Here is a 16,574-nt window from a genome sequence, read left to right as displayed (position 1 = left end):
GTCCTCCCACTCCATGCGCCTGCGCTCCTCGCTGCCGCAAATCAGGCGGCAAATCTCCCCAGTGCATAGCCCTCAGGCAAGATGGGGTGCTCGTCACGCTCACTGTCAATCTCCATCAATGAGAGATAGCTTTCCACGGCCTCGGCCGCCTCGCTGATTGCCAAGTCCAAGAGTCTCGCGACCGCGATTGCAGCTTCCCATACCGCAGGTGGCGAGGTCAGCCGCTTTCTGGTCTGCTGCATGCGTGCAAGGCGTCCGCGCTCCTCTTGGTCATCAGCGCCGTCAGGACCGAGGCGTCGATGAACATCAGTCATTCTCGTACAGGCTGTCGCGAAACGCCTTGTCGGCGGGCCTGCCGTGATCAGGCTTGCCCCGGGCTCGCAGATCACGGCAGAACCTGAGGCCGATCTCCGCCAGGGACAGTCTAGCCTGTTCGCGCTCAAGCTCATGCTTGAGCGCGGCATGGACGGCCTCTGTCAAACCAGTCCTCTTAAGCGCGGCGACCCGGCGGGCCAACGCGTCGGTCTCGCGATTCTTGATGTGGAACGCCATCACTCGCTCGTATAGCCGTTCAAGTGTATCAGTATATAGCAATTTGGATACACCATGTGAGGGGCCCGAAAGCATCGACCGCAAGTGTCACCAAGGGAATCGGCCACGCCAACCGACCGAGTCGGCTGCTGCGCCTCGCTTGCCGCAGGCTGGATGAGGACGTAACCGTGTTGTTTACAGACCTCGAGCAGTATCTGAGATCGCGGCCAGCAGTTCCTGTCACACCTGCGCTTTCACACGGGTCTGGAACTGCGCTTACCGGAGGCGATAGGTCGTGCAACCGAAGAACGCCGATCAGGTCTGACGCGGTCCTTTGGTTGCGCAACCATGGGTCTATGGGGATTGAGCAGCCTTGCCGCTGGCGATGAAATGCGGATTGGCGAAATCCTCGTCATCGCTCTGGTTGCGCTTGCCGTAGGCGAGCGGCTCACCATCCAGCGTACGCGTCATGCCGCCGGCCGCGCGTAGCACCGCGTCACCCGCGGCAGTGTCCCATTCCATAGTACGGCCGAAGCGTGGGTACACGTCTGCCTCGGCGCCGGCAACGAGACAGAATTTCAGCGACGAGCCGACCGAAACGATCTCGGCAGCGCCCAGCGCGCGGATATAGGCGTCGGTTTCCGGCGTGTTGTGGGACCGGCTGGCAACGACGGTCAGTGGCACCATACCGGCCCTCGCCGAAATCGGCTGGCGATCGACAATCTCATAGTCGTCATTGATCTCGATCGCTTCCGCTTTGCCCGGCCGGCCGGAGAAGAAGCGGCCGGTGCAAGGTGCGAAAACGACGCCGATCTCCGGCACGCCGTGGCGAACCAGCGCGATGTTGACGGTGAAATCGGTCCTGCGGTTGACGAATTCCTTGGTACCGTCGAGCGGATCGATCAGGAAGAAGGCGTCGCCGAGATCCGGCGCCATGATGCCGGCCGAGGCTTCCTCCTCGGCCACGCAAGGAATCTCGGGAAATGCGGCACGCAACCCCGCAAGAATGATCTTTTCGCTTTCGCGGTCTGCCTCCGTCACCGGCGAACTGTCCGACTTTCGGTCGACCGCACAGCCGGCGCGATAAACGCGCATGACCTCGCGGCCCGCCGCCAAGGCAAGCTGCTCGAAGACGGCGAGCATCGCTTCGTCGTCAGATACCGCCGCCGCTATCATATTGGTCTTCGGCAATGTCACGCTCGATCAGCCAGTGTTCCAGGGCCTCTACCATCTCCTCGGCCGATTTGCCGAGTGTCTTGAGATGGATTTCGGGTTTTTCCGGCACCTCATAGGGTGAATCGACGCCGGTGAAATTCTTGATCTCGCCATTCAACGCTCGCGCATAAAGGCCCTTCGGATCGCGCCTGGCGCATTCCTCGAAGGGTGTGTCGACAAACACCTCGACGAATTCGCCGTCGGCCATCAGTTCGCGTGCCATGCGCCGCTCGGCGCTGAACGGCGAAATGAACGATACGATGACGATCAGCCCGGCGTCGGCCATCAGGCGCGCCACTTCGGCGACGCGGCGAATGTTTTCGACACGATCGGCGTCGGTGAAGCCGAGATCGCGGTTGAGGCCGTGACGGACGTTGTCGCCATCCAGAATGTAGGTATGGCGCCCGGTGGCGAAGAGCTTTTTTTCAAACAGATTGGCGATGGTCGACTTGCCCGAGCCGGAAAGCCCGGTGAACCAGAACACCGCTGGCCGCTGGTTCTTCATATCGGCGCGGGCGCGCTTGCCGACATCGAGCGACTGCCAGTGGATGTTTTCGGCGCGGCGCAGCGAATGCAGGATCATGCCGGCGCCGACCGTGGCATTGGTGATGCGGTCGATGAGGATGAAGGCGCCGGTGGTGCGGTTCTCGGCAAACGGATCGAAGGCGATCGGCGACCGCGTCGAAATGTTGCAGATGCCGACTTCGTTCATTTCAAGCGACTTGGCCGCCTCATGGGCAAAATCGTTGACGTTGACCCGGTATTTCAGGTCGGTGACGGTGGCGCTGGTCTGGTCGGTCTCGGTGCGCAGGATATAGGAGCGGCCGGGCAGCAGCGCATGTTCGTCGAACCAGACGATGTTGGCGGCGAACTGGTCGGCGACCTGCGGTCGCGCCGCCGGCGATACCAGCATATTGCCGCGCGAGACCTCGACCTCGTCGTCGAGGACAAGGGTGATGGCCTGGCCGGCGACGGCCTGCTGAAGGTCGCCGCCATGCGAGACGATGCGCCTGACATTGGACGACTTGCCGGATTTGGCGACGACCACCTCGTCGCCCGGCGCGACCGAGCCGGAGGCGATGGTGCCGGCGAAACCGCGAAAATCGAGATTGGGACGGTTCACATATTGGACGGGAAACCGGAACGGCGATTCGACCGCGGCCTCGTCAACCGAGACGGTTTCGAGATGTTCGATCAGCGTCGGGCCGGAATACCAGTCTGTCCTATCGGAACGACCAGTAACGTTGTCGCCATAGCGAGCCGACATCGGTATGGGCATGATCGTTTGGAAGCCGAGCTCGCGTGAGAACTGTCCGTAATCCGCGACGATCCGTGTAAAAACCGCCTCGTCGAAACCGACAAGATCGATCTTGTTGACGGCGAGCACGATGTGGCGAATGCCCAGAAGCGAGGCAATGATAGAATGCCGCCTTGTCTGGCGCAGTACGCCCTGGCGGGCATCGATCAGCACGATGGCGAGATCGGCGGTCGATGCACCCGTCGCCATGTTGCGCGTGTACTGCTCGTGGCCGGGCGTGTCGGCGACGATGAACTTGCGCTTCGGCGTGGCGAAGAAGCGATAGGCGACGTCGATAGTAATGCCTTGCTCGCGCTCGGCCTCGAGGCCGTCGACCAGCAGCGCGAAGTCGACGTCGTCGCCGGTGGTGCCGTGCTTGCGCGAATCGCGCTCGAGCGCCGCCAGCTGGTCCTCGAAAATCTGCTTGGTATCCGAAAGCAGGCGCCCGATCAGCGTCGACTTGCCGTCGTCGACCGAACCGCAGGTCAGGAAGCGCAGCAGCGACTTTCGTTCCTGCGCCGCCAGATAGTCGCGGACGCCATCGGTCGGGGCGAGGCTCTTGGCCATGATGTGGCGCATACTCAGAAATACCCCTCGCGCTTCTTCTTTTCCATTGAGCCGGCTTCATCACGGTCGATCAGGCGACCTTGCCGCTCGGAAGTGCGCGCAGTCAGCATCTCGCCGACTATCGCCTCCAGAGTATCGGCTTCCGAGTCGATCGCGCCGGTCAGCGGATAGCACCCGAGCGTGCGGAACCGCACCATCCGGTTCTGCACCGCCTCGCCGGGCCGCAGCTGCATGCGCTCGTCATCCCTCAGGATCAGCATGCCGTCGCGCTCGACGACCGGCCGCTCCTTAGCCAAATACAGCGGCACGATCGGGATTTCTTCCTGGAGAATGTACTGCCAGATGTCGAGTTCGGTCCAGTTCGACAGCGGAAACACCCGGATCGATTCACCGGCAGCGATGCGGGTGTTGAAAATCTTCCACATCTCCGGGCGCTGGTTCTTTGGATCCCAGACGTGCTGGGCGTTGCGGAATGAGAAGATACGCTCCTTAGCGCGCGACTTCTCCTCGTCGCGACGGGCGCCGCCGAAGGCTGCGTCAAACTCGTATTTGTCGAGTGCCTGCCGCAGGGCAACCGTTTTCATCACATGCGTGTGGGTGTTGGAGCCGTGGTCGAACGGATTGATGTTGTCGCGCACGCCGTCTTCATTGACATGGACCAGGAGATCGAAGCCGAGCTTTTGCTGCATCTGGTCGCGAAAGGCGATCATTTCGCGGAATTTCCAGGTCGTATCGACATGGAGAAAGGGAAAAGGCGGCTTGGCCGGATAAAACGCCTTCATTGCCAGATGCATGAGCACGGACGAATCCTTGCCGACCGAATAGAGCATCACCGGCTTGGCGAAAGCCGCGGCCACCTCGCGAAAAATATGGATGGATTCAGCCTCAAGCCGCTGAAGGTGCGTAAGTGCGATGTTCATGGACTGTGAGCGTTTCTTTCGTGCCATCCACAGAAGGGCCTGCATCATCAACGGGCGCGGTCTTCAGCCGCCCGGTTCAAGCTGCACTTCTGGACAATCTATTCTCGTGGAGGCGTTCTAGCAGATCGTTCCTGTCCCGAACAATGCAAGACAAGCCTGCGGCTGAATGGTTCGGGAATGAATTTTCCATACCGCCGGCAAAATCGGGAAATTTCTGCCCAGCGACCAGTTGCGCTTGGGAGGGGCAGGAAAATATTGCCTGGGCCGTGGAAAGGCCGCTGCATTTGTCATGATGGTATCCCATTGGCCAACCGCCTTGCGTTATCGAAACCTTGGCTGCCAGCGCGCCATTTGACCTCGGAGGCAAGGTCCGGTTCATCTTTGGCCTGATCGAGGCGGTGCAGCCCGCGGCGGAAACGAGCAGATCGAGTGGCCGCGAGCGCGGGAGCGATGATTCCGGCCTCGCCGGATCGAGCTGAGGCCGGCCGACTACAGTGATCTTTCGAAGCTGGGGCAAATAGACACGCTCGACCGAGCCATTAACTACTTGGCCTCGCGTGGTGACACAAGCCTCACACATTACCCATGCGCGCCTCGCCAAGCCGCTCGCCAGTATAGTGGTCGCGGCGGATCGGCCCCCACCACCATTCGTTCTGGAGATACCAGTCGACCGTTTTGGCGAGGCCGCCAGCGAATGTCTCGCGCGGGGCCCAGCCCAGATCGAGCCGTATCTTGGAAGCGTCAATCGCATAACGGCGGTCGTGGCCAGGGCGATCCGCGACAAATGCGATGAGATCGCGATACCGCCGAGACCCGGAACGCGGTCGTCTGTCGTCCAGAATGCTGCAGATTGCCTCGACCACCTCCATGTTGCTGCGTTCCGAGCCGCCACCGACGTTGTAGCTCTCGCCGACTACACCTCGGGTAGCGATTATGGCCAAGGCGCGGGCGTGGTCTTCGACGAAGAGCCAATCGCGCACGTTACTGCCGGCGCCGTACACCGGCAGCGGCTTTTCGTCGAGAGCGTTCAAAATGACGAGCGGGATCAGCTTTTCGGGAAACTGGCATGGACCGTAATTGTTGGAGCAGTTGGAAAGCACGACCGGCAGGCGGTAAGTTCTATGCCACGCGCGCACCAGATGATCGGATGCGGCCTTTGAAGCCGAATACGGCGAGGATGGCGCGTATGGCGCCTGTTCAGTAAAAACACTGCCGTCGAAAGGGAGATCACCGAACACCTCATCGGTCGAAACGTGGTGGAAGCGAAACCCGCTTTTTTTCTCGCTGGGAAGTCTGCGCCAATATTCCAGTGCCGAATTGAGCAAGCGGTAGGTTCCAACGATGTTCGTCTCGATGAACGCACCAGGCCCGTCGATTGACCGATCCACGTGACTTTCGGCAGCCAGATGAATGACGACGTCAACCCTATCACGATGCATCACCTTCAAAACCGTCCGGTCGTCACAGATGTCGGCCCGCTCGAACCTGTAATTGTGGGCGGTCTCGATCGCCCGCAGCGAGGCGAGATTCCCGGCATAGGTAAGCTTATCGAGATTGGTCACACGGTGATCCGGATTGCCGCACAAATGCCGGCATACCGCCGAGCCGATGAAGCCGGCCCCTCCGGTCACCAGAAAGTTCATGACGCCCCTCCTAATGCACTCACCCTTGGGCACCCCCCATGACAACACCTCTGCGGCGACCATCGGCACCCAGGGTCCCGTATGGAAGCTGAAGCCTTAGCCGCACTGCCGCACTCAGGCTATTTTGGGCAGCATGCAGGAGCTCTGACCCGCCGCCAGGCCGCCAAGCGCTCCTTGGCGGGCAAACGTGAGGAAAAGCAATGGATCCCTGCCTGCTAGGCAGTGACACTCATCGCATCCGACGAATGCCCTTCCCCGCCTTTGACACTTAAGACGACGCTCCGATCGGAACAAACAGCTTGTCGCCATTGTGGTCGATCTCGATCACGTCATTCTTCCGGCTCAAACGTTCCGCAAATCCTTTGTGGAAGATGATCGCGTTCATATAGGCGAAGGTCATCGCCAGCGCCTCGGTTCGCAGCGGATAATCGACCAGTGAATGAATGAGAAGAAAAGACACTGAAAGAAAAGCGGCTTTCTGAAATGGATCACGACGATCGCTGACCAATGTAGCCGCTAGCAATACGAAATAACTCAGCATCAGCAAGATTGCTGGGATACCACCTTCGAATGCCACTTCAAGATATTCATTATGAGCATGATTTACGAATTTCTCGAAGATCATGCTTTCCTTTTCGTAAATCTGATAGGCCTTTTGAAAATTACCGAATCCAACGCCTGTTGCCCAATTCTCCTTTATGCCATCAATCGTAGTACGGGCAAACTCTCCTCGCCCAAACGCCGGATCGATTGCGTCCGCATCAACCTTGGTCCAGGCACCTATCGTGTAGACCGAAAGCCCCACGAAAATCAGTAGAACGCTGAACCCACTTGCCCTCGAACGGGCTGAGAGGAAGATCACGGACAATACGGTGATCGCCAATCCGATCAGAACACCGGCGCGGGAACCGGCGGCCAAAAGAAGCAGCAACAGCGCGATCAAGCCGAAGGATCCGGACAGAAGGTGTCCGCGGAACAGACCGTAATAGACTACAAAGGGGATAGACACAAAAAGCAACGCCGAAAAATGATTTACGTTGGCAAAAAGACCCGCGCTAATCGTAAAAGGCAGGAGGCCGACAATGGCAATGTCGTTGGAAAGGGAATATTGAATCGCTCCGGCTAGTCCATTGCAGATAACACCCATGAAAAAGAACGGAAGAAGCGCGTTGACCTGCTCGACGCGCAGCCGCAATACGGCAAGAAAAAAGGCCGCTGCGGCCAAAAGATAAAGCAAACATTCGACGGTGCGACCGACCCCAACGCTGATGAAGCGAAACTGGGTGTCTGCGGCCCAGGTATCTCCAAGCAGCAGTTTTGGCCGCAAATCATTGAAAACTGCCGCCGGCAGGGGGACGATTTGCAAGAAAGCCAGCAAGACAGCAAAAGCGAGCAGCCACAAAACAGAATGCGGGCCACTTTGGCCAGGGTTGTGCGAAAAGACGGCCGCCGCTGACAAGATTGCCGCGACCTCGATCAGCGTATCGGTATAGAGGCCGCTTGCAGTACCGCCGCCGATCAGCAGCGATACAAATAGGACCGAACCTAGGAGATACTTGTCCCACTCCGATGGCCGGCTGCTCAAGATGAAAGCCTCTCAATGCTCAATTTGTGCATCACTAACGTACCGATATATCGAAATCGCCAGCTCTCAGCAATCGTAGCAGTCTCCAGCCGGAGCAACTGCAATCGGCATGCGGACGATCCAATGGTAAAATTCTGGCTCAGATTCTGACGATTATATGTTCCCTCTGGAATGCTGAGCCGCGCTATTTCGCCGCTTGGATCCACACACCTGATTGACCAGAACAATTCTTTTGGAAGCTTTAGATTTCTCGCCGATGCAGCCAACGAAATCTTGTATAAACCAGGAGGTAATTCGATGTATTGCCGAAGAGCTATTCCCTTGACCGGCGTGTTCAAGAACCGGATCGTCGCTCCAGTCTCGCCCTCAACCGCACCCTCGGACGCAGCAAATGTAACTTCCAAACCGGATTGATCACGGACCTGCCAGTCAAAAGGCTTGCCACCGGTACCTGGCTCGAATGTGCTGTTGAAAACATACCCTCCCAGTTTCCGTTCTTCGTCCGTGAGACTGAAAAGAAACAGCCGATATGCCGATTCATATTTCTTTTGAGCAATGTAGCCATTAATGACACCGGACAGTTCGCTCCTAGTCGGTGGCGCGGCTGATCCAATTAAATCGAGCAACAGCCGATTCGCGGCATCTAGCCCTTCTGAGGTATTGCCAAGACCAGCAAACAAACTGGGCCTCCAGGGCGCGCCCGCCCTGATTGCCGTCAGCACGGCCTGATATCCCTGCGACTGTGAGAGAATTGTCGGGATGCCTTGGGAGATCGCCTGAAATTGGTCCGGCCATCGCCGCAGCAACACATCGATCTCACCGACAGCTTTCGACAGATCGCCTGTCTCAATCGAGTGGCCAATTAACCTCTGCAGCGCGAGGATTTCCGTTTTGGACAGTTTTCGGGCCTGATCGAAAAGCTGGTAGGCTTCCGCTTTCTCGCCTTGGCGGTATTTAATCTCGCCGATCAGGCTATAAAGCCGCGCGTCCGCCAAATCAAAGGCAAGCGCACCTTGGGTCTTCGCAAGCAAACCGTCAAGATCAGGAAGATCACTTGTGTCTTTCAGGTCGCTGGTGATTTCAGCCACCAGAGCGTCGACGTTGAACGGATCCAGCGCAAGAGAGACGGCAGGGGTTTCGGTCTCAAGAAACCGACTTAGCCCGATCGAGGAAGCCGCCAACGCTAGTACGGATGCGATGAACCAAACGCTTGAACGCCGGAGATTTTGCATAAGCGGGCTGGCCTGCGCCATCATCGACTTTGCCCTCAATTTTCGGGGTACTCGTGTCCGTGCCGTAGTTGTAGTATTGATAGTTCATATATTTGTAGGCGTAATTATAGTCGAACTTGTTCACCGCGAACTTCGACATAGCGGCTCCGACCACGTTCGCCCCGGCAGCCTGCAGGCGCCTCAGTGCTGTCTTTGCTGACTTGCGTGTCACCTGATTGGTCGAGACGACCATCAATGTGCCCTCGGCAAGCCGGCTTAGGATGGGCGCATCAGAAAGGCCGACGACCGGAGGCGCGTCGATTATGACAAGATCGAAGCGCTTCCCCAGATTGGTAACGATCAGGGCCATTTTCGGTGACGAAAGCAGATCCGCGGGATTTGGCGGGATCGTTCCAGAGGTCAGAACGGTTACGTTCGGATATTTCGTCGCCCTGAATATGCTGGACAGATCCTCCTTCCGAACCGTGTTTGTCAGCAGATTGCTTAGCCCGATCGTGTTGTCGAGACCGAACATGCGGTGAAGGTTCGGCTTTCGTAGATCACCATCGACAATGAGAACTCTTGCGCCGAGTGCCGCAAAATCCTGCCCGAGCTTGAACGATGTGGTTGATTTGCCTTCAGAAGGTTCCGAACTCGTGACCAGCAAGGACCGCGGGGCACCTTCGGCACCGGAGAATTGCAACGATGTTCTAAGCGAGCGATAGGCCTCCGAGAGCCCGGATTTTTGATCGGCGATGCTGGCCAAAAGCTCGCGATCGTCCACGAGTGGCAAGATGCCGAGCATCGGCAATCGGAGTTCCTTTTCGATCTGCTCCGGATTGGTAAAGGTGTTGTTCAGCAACTCTATGACGTAGACAACCACCGCACACAAAGTCATGAAGAGCGCAAGCGCGATTGCGAGGTTGATGCTCAGCCGCGGCGAGGATGGCACACTAGGTTGCGTTGCAAAATCCACGATTGCGGCGCTTTGAGTTTTAAGCTCCGAACTCACGCCGACCTCGTTCAGCTTCGCAATCAGGCTATCATATTGCGACCGGTTCGAATCCACTTCTCGCTTGAGGATAGTGTATTTGATATTCTTGTCGTTGAAGACAACCTGCTGCTTTTCCATTTCGGCGAGCTTGGCTTTAAGATCGGCTTCTTTGTTTTGCGCCTCTTGATATTTCAGGCGCAGAGAATCCGTTATGGCGAGGATACCATTATTATAGAGACGCTGCAGTTCCTTGATCTGTGACTGAAGCTGCTGCATCTCGGGAAAGCCGGGCTTGAGAATGCCCAGCTTCTGCTGGTATTGGCTAGTCAAATCCGACAGCTTTTCGCTGAGCTTCTGCAGACCTTCGCTTTCCAGGACGGGGCCCAGACTCGCCCCACGGCCCTTGTCTATCTGATCGACGACCCGTCCTGCATCGAGGCGATCTTGGATCGCGGTCGCCAGAGCAGTATTCAATGCCTCGATGTTCGATCCAATCAGCGATTTGTCATCGCCGGTCACCGTGATGCCTGCATCCTTCGCATAAGCCACCAGTTCCTCTTCGGATTTCTGGAGCTTTTGCTTCACCTGCAAAACCTGCTCCTGGATGAATTGCCGAGCAAGGTCCGAGGTCTCACTGGTTTGATCAAGACGCTGATCAATAAAGCTTTGCGCAACCTGATTGGCTACGTCGCTTGCATATTTTGGATTTTGATCGACAAAGGTGATCGACAGCAAGCTGGTGCTGGAGACAAGGTTGACAGTGAGGTCATTCAGAACCCGTCCGATCGCGATTGCCTCGCGCTGCTCTGGAGTTTTCTCTTCAATGGAAGGCGATTTGGAGACCCCAAAAGCACGGTAGAAAATGTTGCTAAGAGAGAAGTTTGGCGTCGGAAAGAGGAAGTCAGGCTTCTCGCTAAGCCCCAATTGGAACACCACCCGTTGCGCCAGTGCGCGGCTCTTCAACTTTTCACGGGCAGTCAGAAAGGCCCGCAGGTCGCTGTTTTCAGAAACGACCTCAATGTCCTGGAAGACCTTGGCCGAGGGAACGACCACCTCTAGCTGCGTTGTTGCATTATATTTTGGCGTCTCCATCATCGTAAAAACGACGCCGGCGACAAGCCCGGTTGCCGCCATCATGACGATCAGCCATCGATACTTTACGACGTAAAACAACAGCTTTAGGGGATTGAAACGCTCGTCCAGCTCCGAGTTGTCTCGGCCGTATGGGCTGTAGTTTTGCGCACCGTCATAATAGACATCAGCAGACAAGGCCTGTCCATGTCCTGGACCTGCAATTTGATGCTGTCTATTACGATCAAGCATAGTGGAAGATCATCCTAGATTTCGTCTACGTTTGACTGGCCGGGTTTATAGTCCTGGAATCACTGCAATCCGAGCTGCACTCGAGGCGACACCAAGGGCGTCCTTCAGATTATTCATCGCAATTTTCGACTTTGAAGCGAACACGACGACCTTGTCACCACCATAGATTCGGGGATTTCGGCTCTTGCCAGCACGAATATCCTCCACATTGTAATTTGCGACCAAGGTATTAGGGCCGAAATTGCGATAGACAAAGACCTTTTTTGCGTCCCCAACGTTGTTGAAACCACCAGCGAGGGCAATCGCATCAATCAGAGAAGAATTGCTCGACACCGGGAAGATACCGGCCTTATTGACTTCGCCATCGACGGTTATGCGCTGTCCAATCGATTCCTTGACGAAAATCGAAACATCGGGGGACTGCAGGTATTTGGCGCCGTAGGCAGTCTCGATCTCCTGCTCCAATTGACGGACGGTCTTCCCCGCCGCGGAAACGGTGCCGATGAGCGGAAGCGAAATTTGACCATTAGAATCAACTTGAACCGTTCTGTTCAAATTGTCGACCTGAAACACATTTACCTCGAGCACATCGTTCGGAGACAAAGGCTGCTCGCTGCCGTTTTGAGTGTTTTGCGGCGCCGGCAGATCCTTCACCACTCGCAGAGCACCACCGCCCGCAATTGGCGCCGACGACGCCGTCAATTGCAGCGCATCGACCGAATTCGACGAAGACGGCGTAGTCGACGAAGCGCTCGTGCACGCTGAGATCGCCAGTGAGGTGAGGACACCAGACACCGTTCCCATATGGCTTCGTGCGAAACGAAACATACCCATCACGCTGTCCCGCCTTTAAACAAGCGGCCAAATCCTCCAAAACGGCCGCCATTGCCGGCGTCTGGTCCTTTCGGACGCGCTTTTCCGACTGGCTCGATAGACCGGTTCGCCAATATTTCGCCTGGACGTTTCAGCACCATGTTGCGGGCCTCCTCTTCCCCACATCGCTTGGCGGCAGCAGCAACCGCCTGTGAAAGGCCAGGACGCCGGCGTGTAGCGCTATGTGTGTCCGATGCGATGATATCCACCCTGCCCTCGTCAATCAGCTTTTCCGAATAATAAAGCGCCGTGCGTCCAAAAGCACCAACAATCGAGTCTGCAGTAAGCTGGATGAGGCAGCCGACTGCATTCAACCGCTCGATAACGTCGTAATTCGTTTTGATCCAGGTCAAACGCTCGGGATGAGTAAGGATTGGGATGAAACCGGCGTTTATGAGGCGTAGGGCAAGATCCTCCATTCGTGGCGGTAAGACATGATGCGGCGGTTCGAACAGAAAATAGCGGGATCTGTTTAAAGTCGGCACACTGCCGGCCGCCAATTGGTCCGGAAGATCCGGTGCTATGTGAACATCGGCACCGACATAAAGAGCAAGCGGTATGGCGGCGCGGCGCAGGGCCTGGTGCAAATCTTGAACTGCTTGGACGATGTTCGACGTTCCGTTTTCGTATACGCCAGGCGTCACGTGCGGCGTGCACGCCATGTGGGTCGTCCCGTCGGCCACTGCCAGTCGAGCCATTTCCAGCGATTCGGCAAGACTGGGTGAGCCGTCGTCAAGGCCGGGCAATATATGAGAATGCAGATCGATCATTGGCGTTTGTGACTGCAACGAAGCAACGTAGCGACATCATCCCAAAAAAACATAAATGCGTCACCCGCAGGACAGCGAATGACGCATTTGTCAAGCTCATGCGATACGATGTATGCCAGGTCCCGGCTACTGGCGGACAGAGTTGTCGTCATCATGCAGGCCGATGATCAGCGCCGCACGGCCGATTACAGCGCCGCCCGACAGAATTGGCATAAGGCCATGTCCCACGCTGCCAGCGGCAATACCACAGCTGATGTATCGAGCGCTACACACATGCCGCCCTCCGCAGGATTAACTTTGATCGTCGCTCTTGCGGAACGTCGGATCTACAACTCGCACCAACACGCAGCGAAGCGGAAGAGTGCGATTCGGTCACAACGCGAGCGCCGGGATAGATTGGCACTCCGACCCTCACCCCGGGCAGTCTCAGACACCCGGACGTCGCCTTGGGCTTGAGCGATCCAGCCAATACACCGGCTCCGACACCAGCATATAGGCTAAGGCAACTCTGCCGCCACTAAGAGACATACAGCAGAAGCGCCCGCGCCTCTGCTGGCGCCGCCCCGCTGGCCAGCCAACTTAGTCACTGACGCCGTGGTGCTTGTCCGCCGTCGCGGCCAGAACACCGGCCCCAAGAGCCATGCCGCCGAAGATCAAGAGCGGGACTCTGCTCTGGTTGTTGTTGGAATTCTGCGTTTGGGCGGTCCGCTCAGAACCCAGCACATTAAGGCAAATCTTGTTCTCGACACGGGAGATGTCAAGGGTAGAATTGGCCGGCACGCTCAGATTGCAGCCACCGACCTGAACCGCAGCCGAGCCTTTGGCACCAACCACGACACGGCTGCCGAAATCCAGCGCGCCGCCCGCTTGTGCCGGGCCGTAGCCAGCCACCTGCGAGATCATTACGTCGCCATTGACGCGACCGATTGACCCAATCGGATTAGTGCCTTGATAGGCAGTTGCACAGGTGCACGATGCATCCTGCGCGAAAGACGATACCGGGGCAAAGCCGGCCAACACAACAAATCCGGCCAACGCACTTTTCACAACTAGGTTCATCCGCATCAATCCTTCTGTCCCACGTTACCTGAGGCCCGCCCAGCCACTAAGATTATTGAACAAGCGCGTAACAGCTTTCTGCGCTGATTCCAACCCATTTCGCAGATGCGAGATAATTTTTGGTTTCTGTGTGATTGATTGAACACACCATTAGTGGAAATGAATGTACCACCTCTGGGCGGGGGGCACATAGCGCTTGCCGGACCTCGTCCCGATTCAAAACGGCCCAGAGATCATCTTCGAACAGCCCAGGAAGATTGCCGATCGTTACCAACTAGGACAACGCAATTCCCCACCGCATGCAAGCACATGCTTGATGAAGAAACAAAATTTGCCTTGGGCAAAACAAAGCTTCACCGCATGGGCGGTCGCTCTGCTGCATCCCTGCTGCGTCGTACATAGCCAAAGTCAGAGTGTATCCGCGGTCAGTTTTCCCGCCTTTTCAGCCCCCATTCATCATGTCGCATGGTTTTACCCAACCGATTGCGGCTGCCTGACGGTCTCCATCCGAACCCGTTTCCAGTCCATTCCGCCAACCAAAGCCATGAGCCGTGAGCTCAGCATGATTGAGCTGAACCCGGTGGTGGCCGATCCGCAGCCAGCAGACCTTTGCGCCGTCCAGCCGCTTGGCATAAAGGCAAACTCCAAACCCGCCCCGCCAGACAATCTTGATCCTGTCCGTGTCTTTTGGCGCGGAAGACATAAGCGCGCCGTTGAACGGATCCGAGCCGGCATCGCGCACCAGTGCCTGGAGGCCGTCGGGACCTTTCTAAGATCGACGGGATGACTGGAGACAAGCACCTTCACGCCAGCCGGGATCGTGCCTAGCGAACCGCTCGGATGATCCGCACCAACTGGTCCTGGTTGATATCGGTACCGGCGCGAATGACCAGTCACCCAGCTCAATCTCCGCCACCGCAGACGCTGTCGACGTGACCTCGACAAAGCCGAGCCGCATCCCGCTGCGGCCTCGCACCGCTTGTGATCGCATTGCACCGCCAGCCAAACAGCTGCGAGTTCGCCAAGTCCAGCCTCGCGCGCGTTCGCCGACACGTTCGCACACGGCTTCAGGGACTCTTCAACCAGCCGTAACTTCGCTTCCACCGAGCAGCGCCGCCGCGACGCTGCGGGCTTGCTTCTAGCTGGTTCGCAACCGCCTCAAGGACAGGGAAACTTTAGGTATAGGCGCAGACATAGAAATTGACACCGCAAGCTCTTCGACTCCATCTCTCGCCCATCATCTCATGTCGCGGCAGATGGGGTAAGCTTCACGCTTGCGATGAGACATCCCTATCTTCTCTTCCGAATTGAAGGATGCGCTAAGGGCGAGATTCTTCATGGGAGCGCGACGACGGCCGAGGCGATCTTCGAGTGATACAGACAGTCAAGAGAGCTTGAGAGCGCTGGCCGAGCGCTGTGGGATCAACCAGAAGGTCTTTGCAAATTGGAAGGCACGGACCATGGTCGCCGCTCCACCAGATGCCCGGACTAAACATCTTGTCCGACGCTACGAGCCCGGCGAGCAGGGTTTGTACGTCGAGCCCGCCTGGGCGGGTTGGCCGCAGAGGATGCCGTCCTCAACGAGCTTCGCTGCCAAATCAGCACCATCTGAGGTGAGGCACTGAACAACTACCGCGTCGCCAAATTTTGGCGCGAGATTGCCGTCACAGGGCGTGCCCATGCCTACAGGTCTGCAGTTGAGGGCGAGCCCTTGATAAGCTTGCCGCGCTGACTCTTCTACCATTGCCCGAATGGCCTGAGGTTTGGAAAATGTCACGCCGCACAACACAATCTTGCGGCCGTCAATACGGAAGTCGCTGACCGACCGAATAACAAGTTTGCCGCTAAATGGCTCAACGGCCGCGGAAGGTTTTGGAAATTGCGCGTTCGGATTTATTCGTCTTTCAACAATGACGGCAAGAAAGCTAACCCCAAATGCGCACACTATCAGTGCAAGCAAGATAACCTTTTTAATCGACAAAAGCCTCTCCTTAGCCAGTTGTAATGGGCCAGTCTCTCAGGATTGAGCCAGTCCGCCATGCCGAGCGGGAAGGCTCCAGGCCGCCCCATTAACCCAAAATTGCCAGTCTGGCTCGAAATTCACTCCCTCTGGGCGCCTTCAGATGGGCGATTCATTTTGATTCTAGCCTATGCGCTGGCCCTTACAACTGTTGTAGTCGTGCCGGCGCACCTTCTCGATGTTTTCGTCTCATCCAGCACCTCGGGGTAAGCGCCTTGCCGATCGCCTATGGATTTGGGCTTGACGTTTTCCGGAATCGCCAGGGCATGAGTTCCTCGATCTGGCTCTGCGGATGGCCGTTGATGATGGCGTCGAGAGTTTCGGCGAGGCCCGAACCGCTTGGATCACCTGCGACAGCTGCTCGAGGTCAACCGCCGTTCGGATCACCATGTCGTCGATCACGATCTCCACCTTCCCCGGCGTCGATTTCGATGGCCTCATCCTCCGCTGAGGCGCCGATGTTTCGTCCACCATCAACTGCGCGAACATCGGCGCCATGCTTTCCGGCAGTGCCAGTTGTCCCTGACGAAGGCGACGCCGCCAATCGTAGACCTGCCAGCGGGTCG

Annotated in this window: 14 protein-coding genes and 2 pseudogenes; 2 read left to right on the top strand and 14 right to left on the bottom strand. The window is 57.2% G+C overall.

The window, feature by feature from the left end; all coding sequences use genetic code 11:
* Window positions 1-41 precede the first annotated feature (41 nt).
* The 12 genes from NKJ94_RS35280 to NKJ94_RS35225 form a co-directional block, all read right to left on the bottom strand.
* Window positions 42-242, bottom strand: coding sequence for a PIN domain-containing protein (locus NKJ94_RS35280; RefSeq protein ID WP_352532148.1), 201 nt, complete (start codon window positions 240-242; stop codon window positions 42-44).
* Between the two features lie 64 nt (window positions 243-306).
* A complete protein-coding gene (locus tag NKJ94_RS35275; protein ID WP_352532146.1) occupies window positions 307-552 on the bottom strand; it encodes a type II toxin-antitoxin system VapB family antitoxin in 246 nt (81 codons plus the stop codon).
* Window positions 553-885: 333 nt separating this feature from the next.
* The gene (cysQ, locus tag NKJ94_RS35270) at window positions 886-1,674 is read right to left on the bottom strand and encodes a 3'(2'),5'-bisphosphate nucleotidase CysQ (protein ID WP_352532150.1); all 789 of its coding nucleotides are present in this window, start codon (window positions 1,672-1,674) and stop codon (window positions 886-888) included.
* Window positions 1,675-1,684: 10 nt separating this feature from the next.
* Entirely contained in the window at window positions 1,685-3,622 is a 1,938-nt protein-coding gene (gene cysN, locus NKJ94_RS35265; protein WP_352532144.1) for a sulfate adenylyltransferase subunit CysN, read from the bottom strand.
* 2 nt (window positions 3,623-3,624) lie between these two features.
* Window positions 3,625-4,530 carry a sulfate adenylyltransferase subunit CysD gene (gene cysD, locus NKJ94_RS35260; RefSeq protein ID WP_352532142.1) on the bottom strand — a complete coding sequence of 302 codons (906 nt, stop codon included), beginning with the start codon at window positions 4,528-4,530 and terminating at the stop codon, window positions 3,625-3,627.
* A gap of 572 nt (window positions 4,531-5,102) precedes the next feature.
* Window positions 5,103-6,173 carry a dTDP-glucose 4,6-dehydratase gene (gene rfbB / locus NKJ94_RS35255; protein ID WP_352532140.1) on the bottom strand — a complete coding sequence of 357 codons (1,071 nt, stop codon included), beginning with the start codon at window positions 6,171-6,173 and terminating at the stop codon, window positions 5,103-5,105.
* 268 nt (window positions 6,174-6,441) lie between these two features.
* Window positions 6,442-7,758 carry an O-antigen ligase family protein gene (locus NKJ94_RS35250; protein WP_352532138.1) on the bottom strand — a complete coding sequence of 439 codons (1,317 nt, stop codon included), beginning with the start codon at window positions 7,756-7,758 and terminating at the stop codon, window positions 6,442-6,444.
* On the bottom strand, window positions 7,755-8,846 hold the full coding sequence (locus NKJ94_RS35245) for a tetratricopeptide repeat protein (protein WP_352532136.1): 1,092 nt from the start codon (window positions 8,844-8,846) through the stop codon (window positions 7,755-7,757). Before NKJ94_RS35245 ends, NKJ94_RS35250 begins: the two co-directional genes overlap by 4 nt.
* 55 nt (window positions 8,847-8,901) lie before the next feature.
* Window positions 8,902-11,286, bottom strand: coding sequence for a GumC family protein (locus NKJ94_RS35240; protein ID WP_352532134.1), 2,385 nt, complete (start codon window positions 11,284-11,286; stop codon window positions 8,902-8,904).
* A gap of 45 nt (window positions 11,287-11,331) precedes the next feature.
* On the bottom strand, window positions 11,332-12,120 hold the full coding sequence (locus tag NKJ94_RS35235; RefSeq protein WP_352532132.1) for a polysaccharide biosynthesis/export family protein: 789 nt from the start codon (window positions 12,118-12,120) through the stop codon (window positions 11,332-11,334).
* Complete coding sequence (locus NKJ94_RS35230) at window positions 12,120-12,929, bottom strand: tyrosine-protein phosphatase (RefSeq protein WP_352532130.1); 810 nt, start codon at window positions 12,927-12,929, stop codon at window positions 12,120-12,122. The genes NKJ94_RS35235 and NKJ94_RS35230 overlap by 1 nt, the downstream gene beginning before the upstream one ends.
* Window positions 12,930-13,508: 579 nt before the next feature.
* Window positions 13,509-13,988, bottom strand: coding sequence for a hypothetical protein (locus tag NKJ94_RS35225; protein ID WP_352532128.1), 480 nt, complete (start codon window positions 13,986-13,988; stop codon window positions 13,509-13,511).
* A 196-nt stretch (window positions 13,989-14,184) separates the two neighbouring features.
* Between NKJ94_RS35225 and NKJ94_RS37720 the strand changes: the two genes are divergently transcribed.
* Together NKJ94_RS37720 and NKJ94_RS35215 are read left to right on the top strand one after the other, a co-directional pair.
* A complete protein-coding gene (locus NKJ94_RS37720; protein ID WP_502904247.1) occupies window positions 14,185-14,775 on the top strand; it encodes a hypothetical protein in 591 nt (196 codons plus the stop codon).
* A 492-nt stretch (window positions 14,776-15,267) separates the two neighbouring features.
* Window positions 15,268-15,466: pseudogene (locus NKJ94_RS35215) on the top strand (hypothetical protein); the annotation flags it as partial.
* 29 nt (window positions 15,467-15,495) lie between these two features.
* On the opposite strand, the gene NKJ94_RS35210 reads toward NKJ94_RS35215, so the two are convergent.
* Together NKJ94_RS35210 and NKJ94_RS35205 are read right to left on the bottom strand one after the other, a co-directional pair.
* Window positions 15,496-15,969, bottom strand: a complete 474-nt coding sequence (locus NKJ94_RS35210; RefSeq protein WP_352532152.1) for a hypothetical protein — start codon at window positions 15,967-15,969, stop codon at window positions 15,496-15,498.
* 228 nt (window positions 15,970-16,197) lie between these two features.
* Window positions 16,198-16,574, bottom strand: a pseudogene (locus tag NKJ94_RS35205) (hypothetical protein); the annotation flags it as partial.

This window comes from Mesorhizobium sp. M0060 (genome assembly GCF_040323155.1).
Classification (GTDB): Bacteria; Pseudomonadota; Alphaproteobacteria; order Rhizobiales; family Rhizobiaceae; genus Mesorhizobium.
The sequence above is the reverse complement of the archived record's forward strand: the minus strand, read 5'-3'. Positions and strand labels throughout refer to the sequence as shown.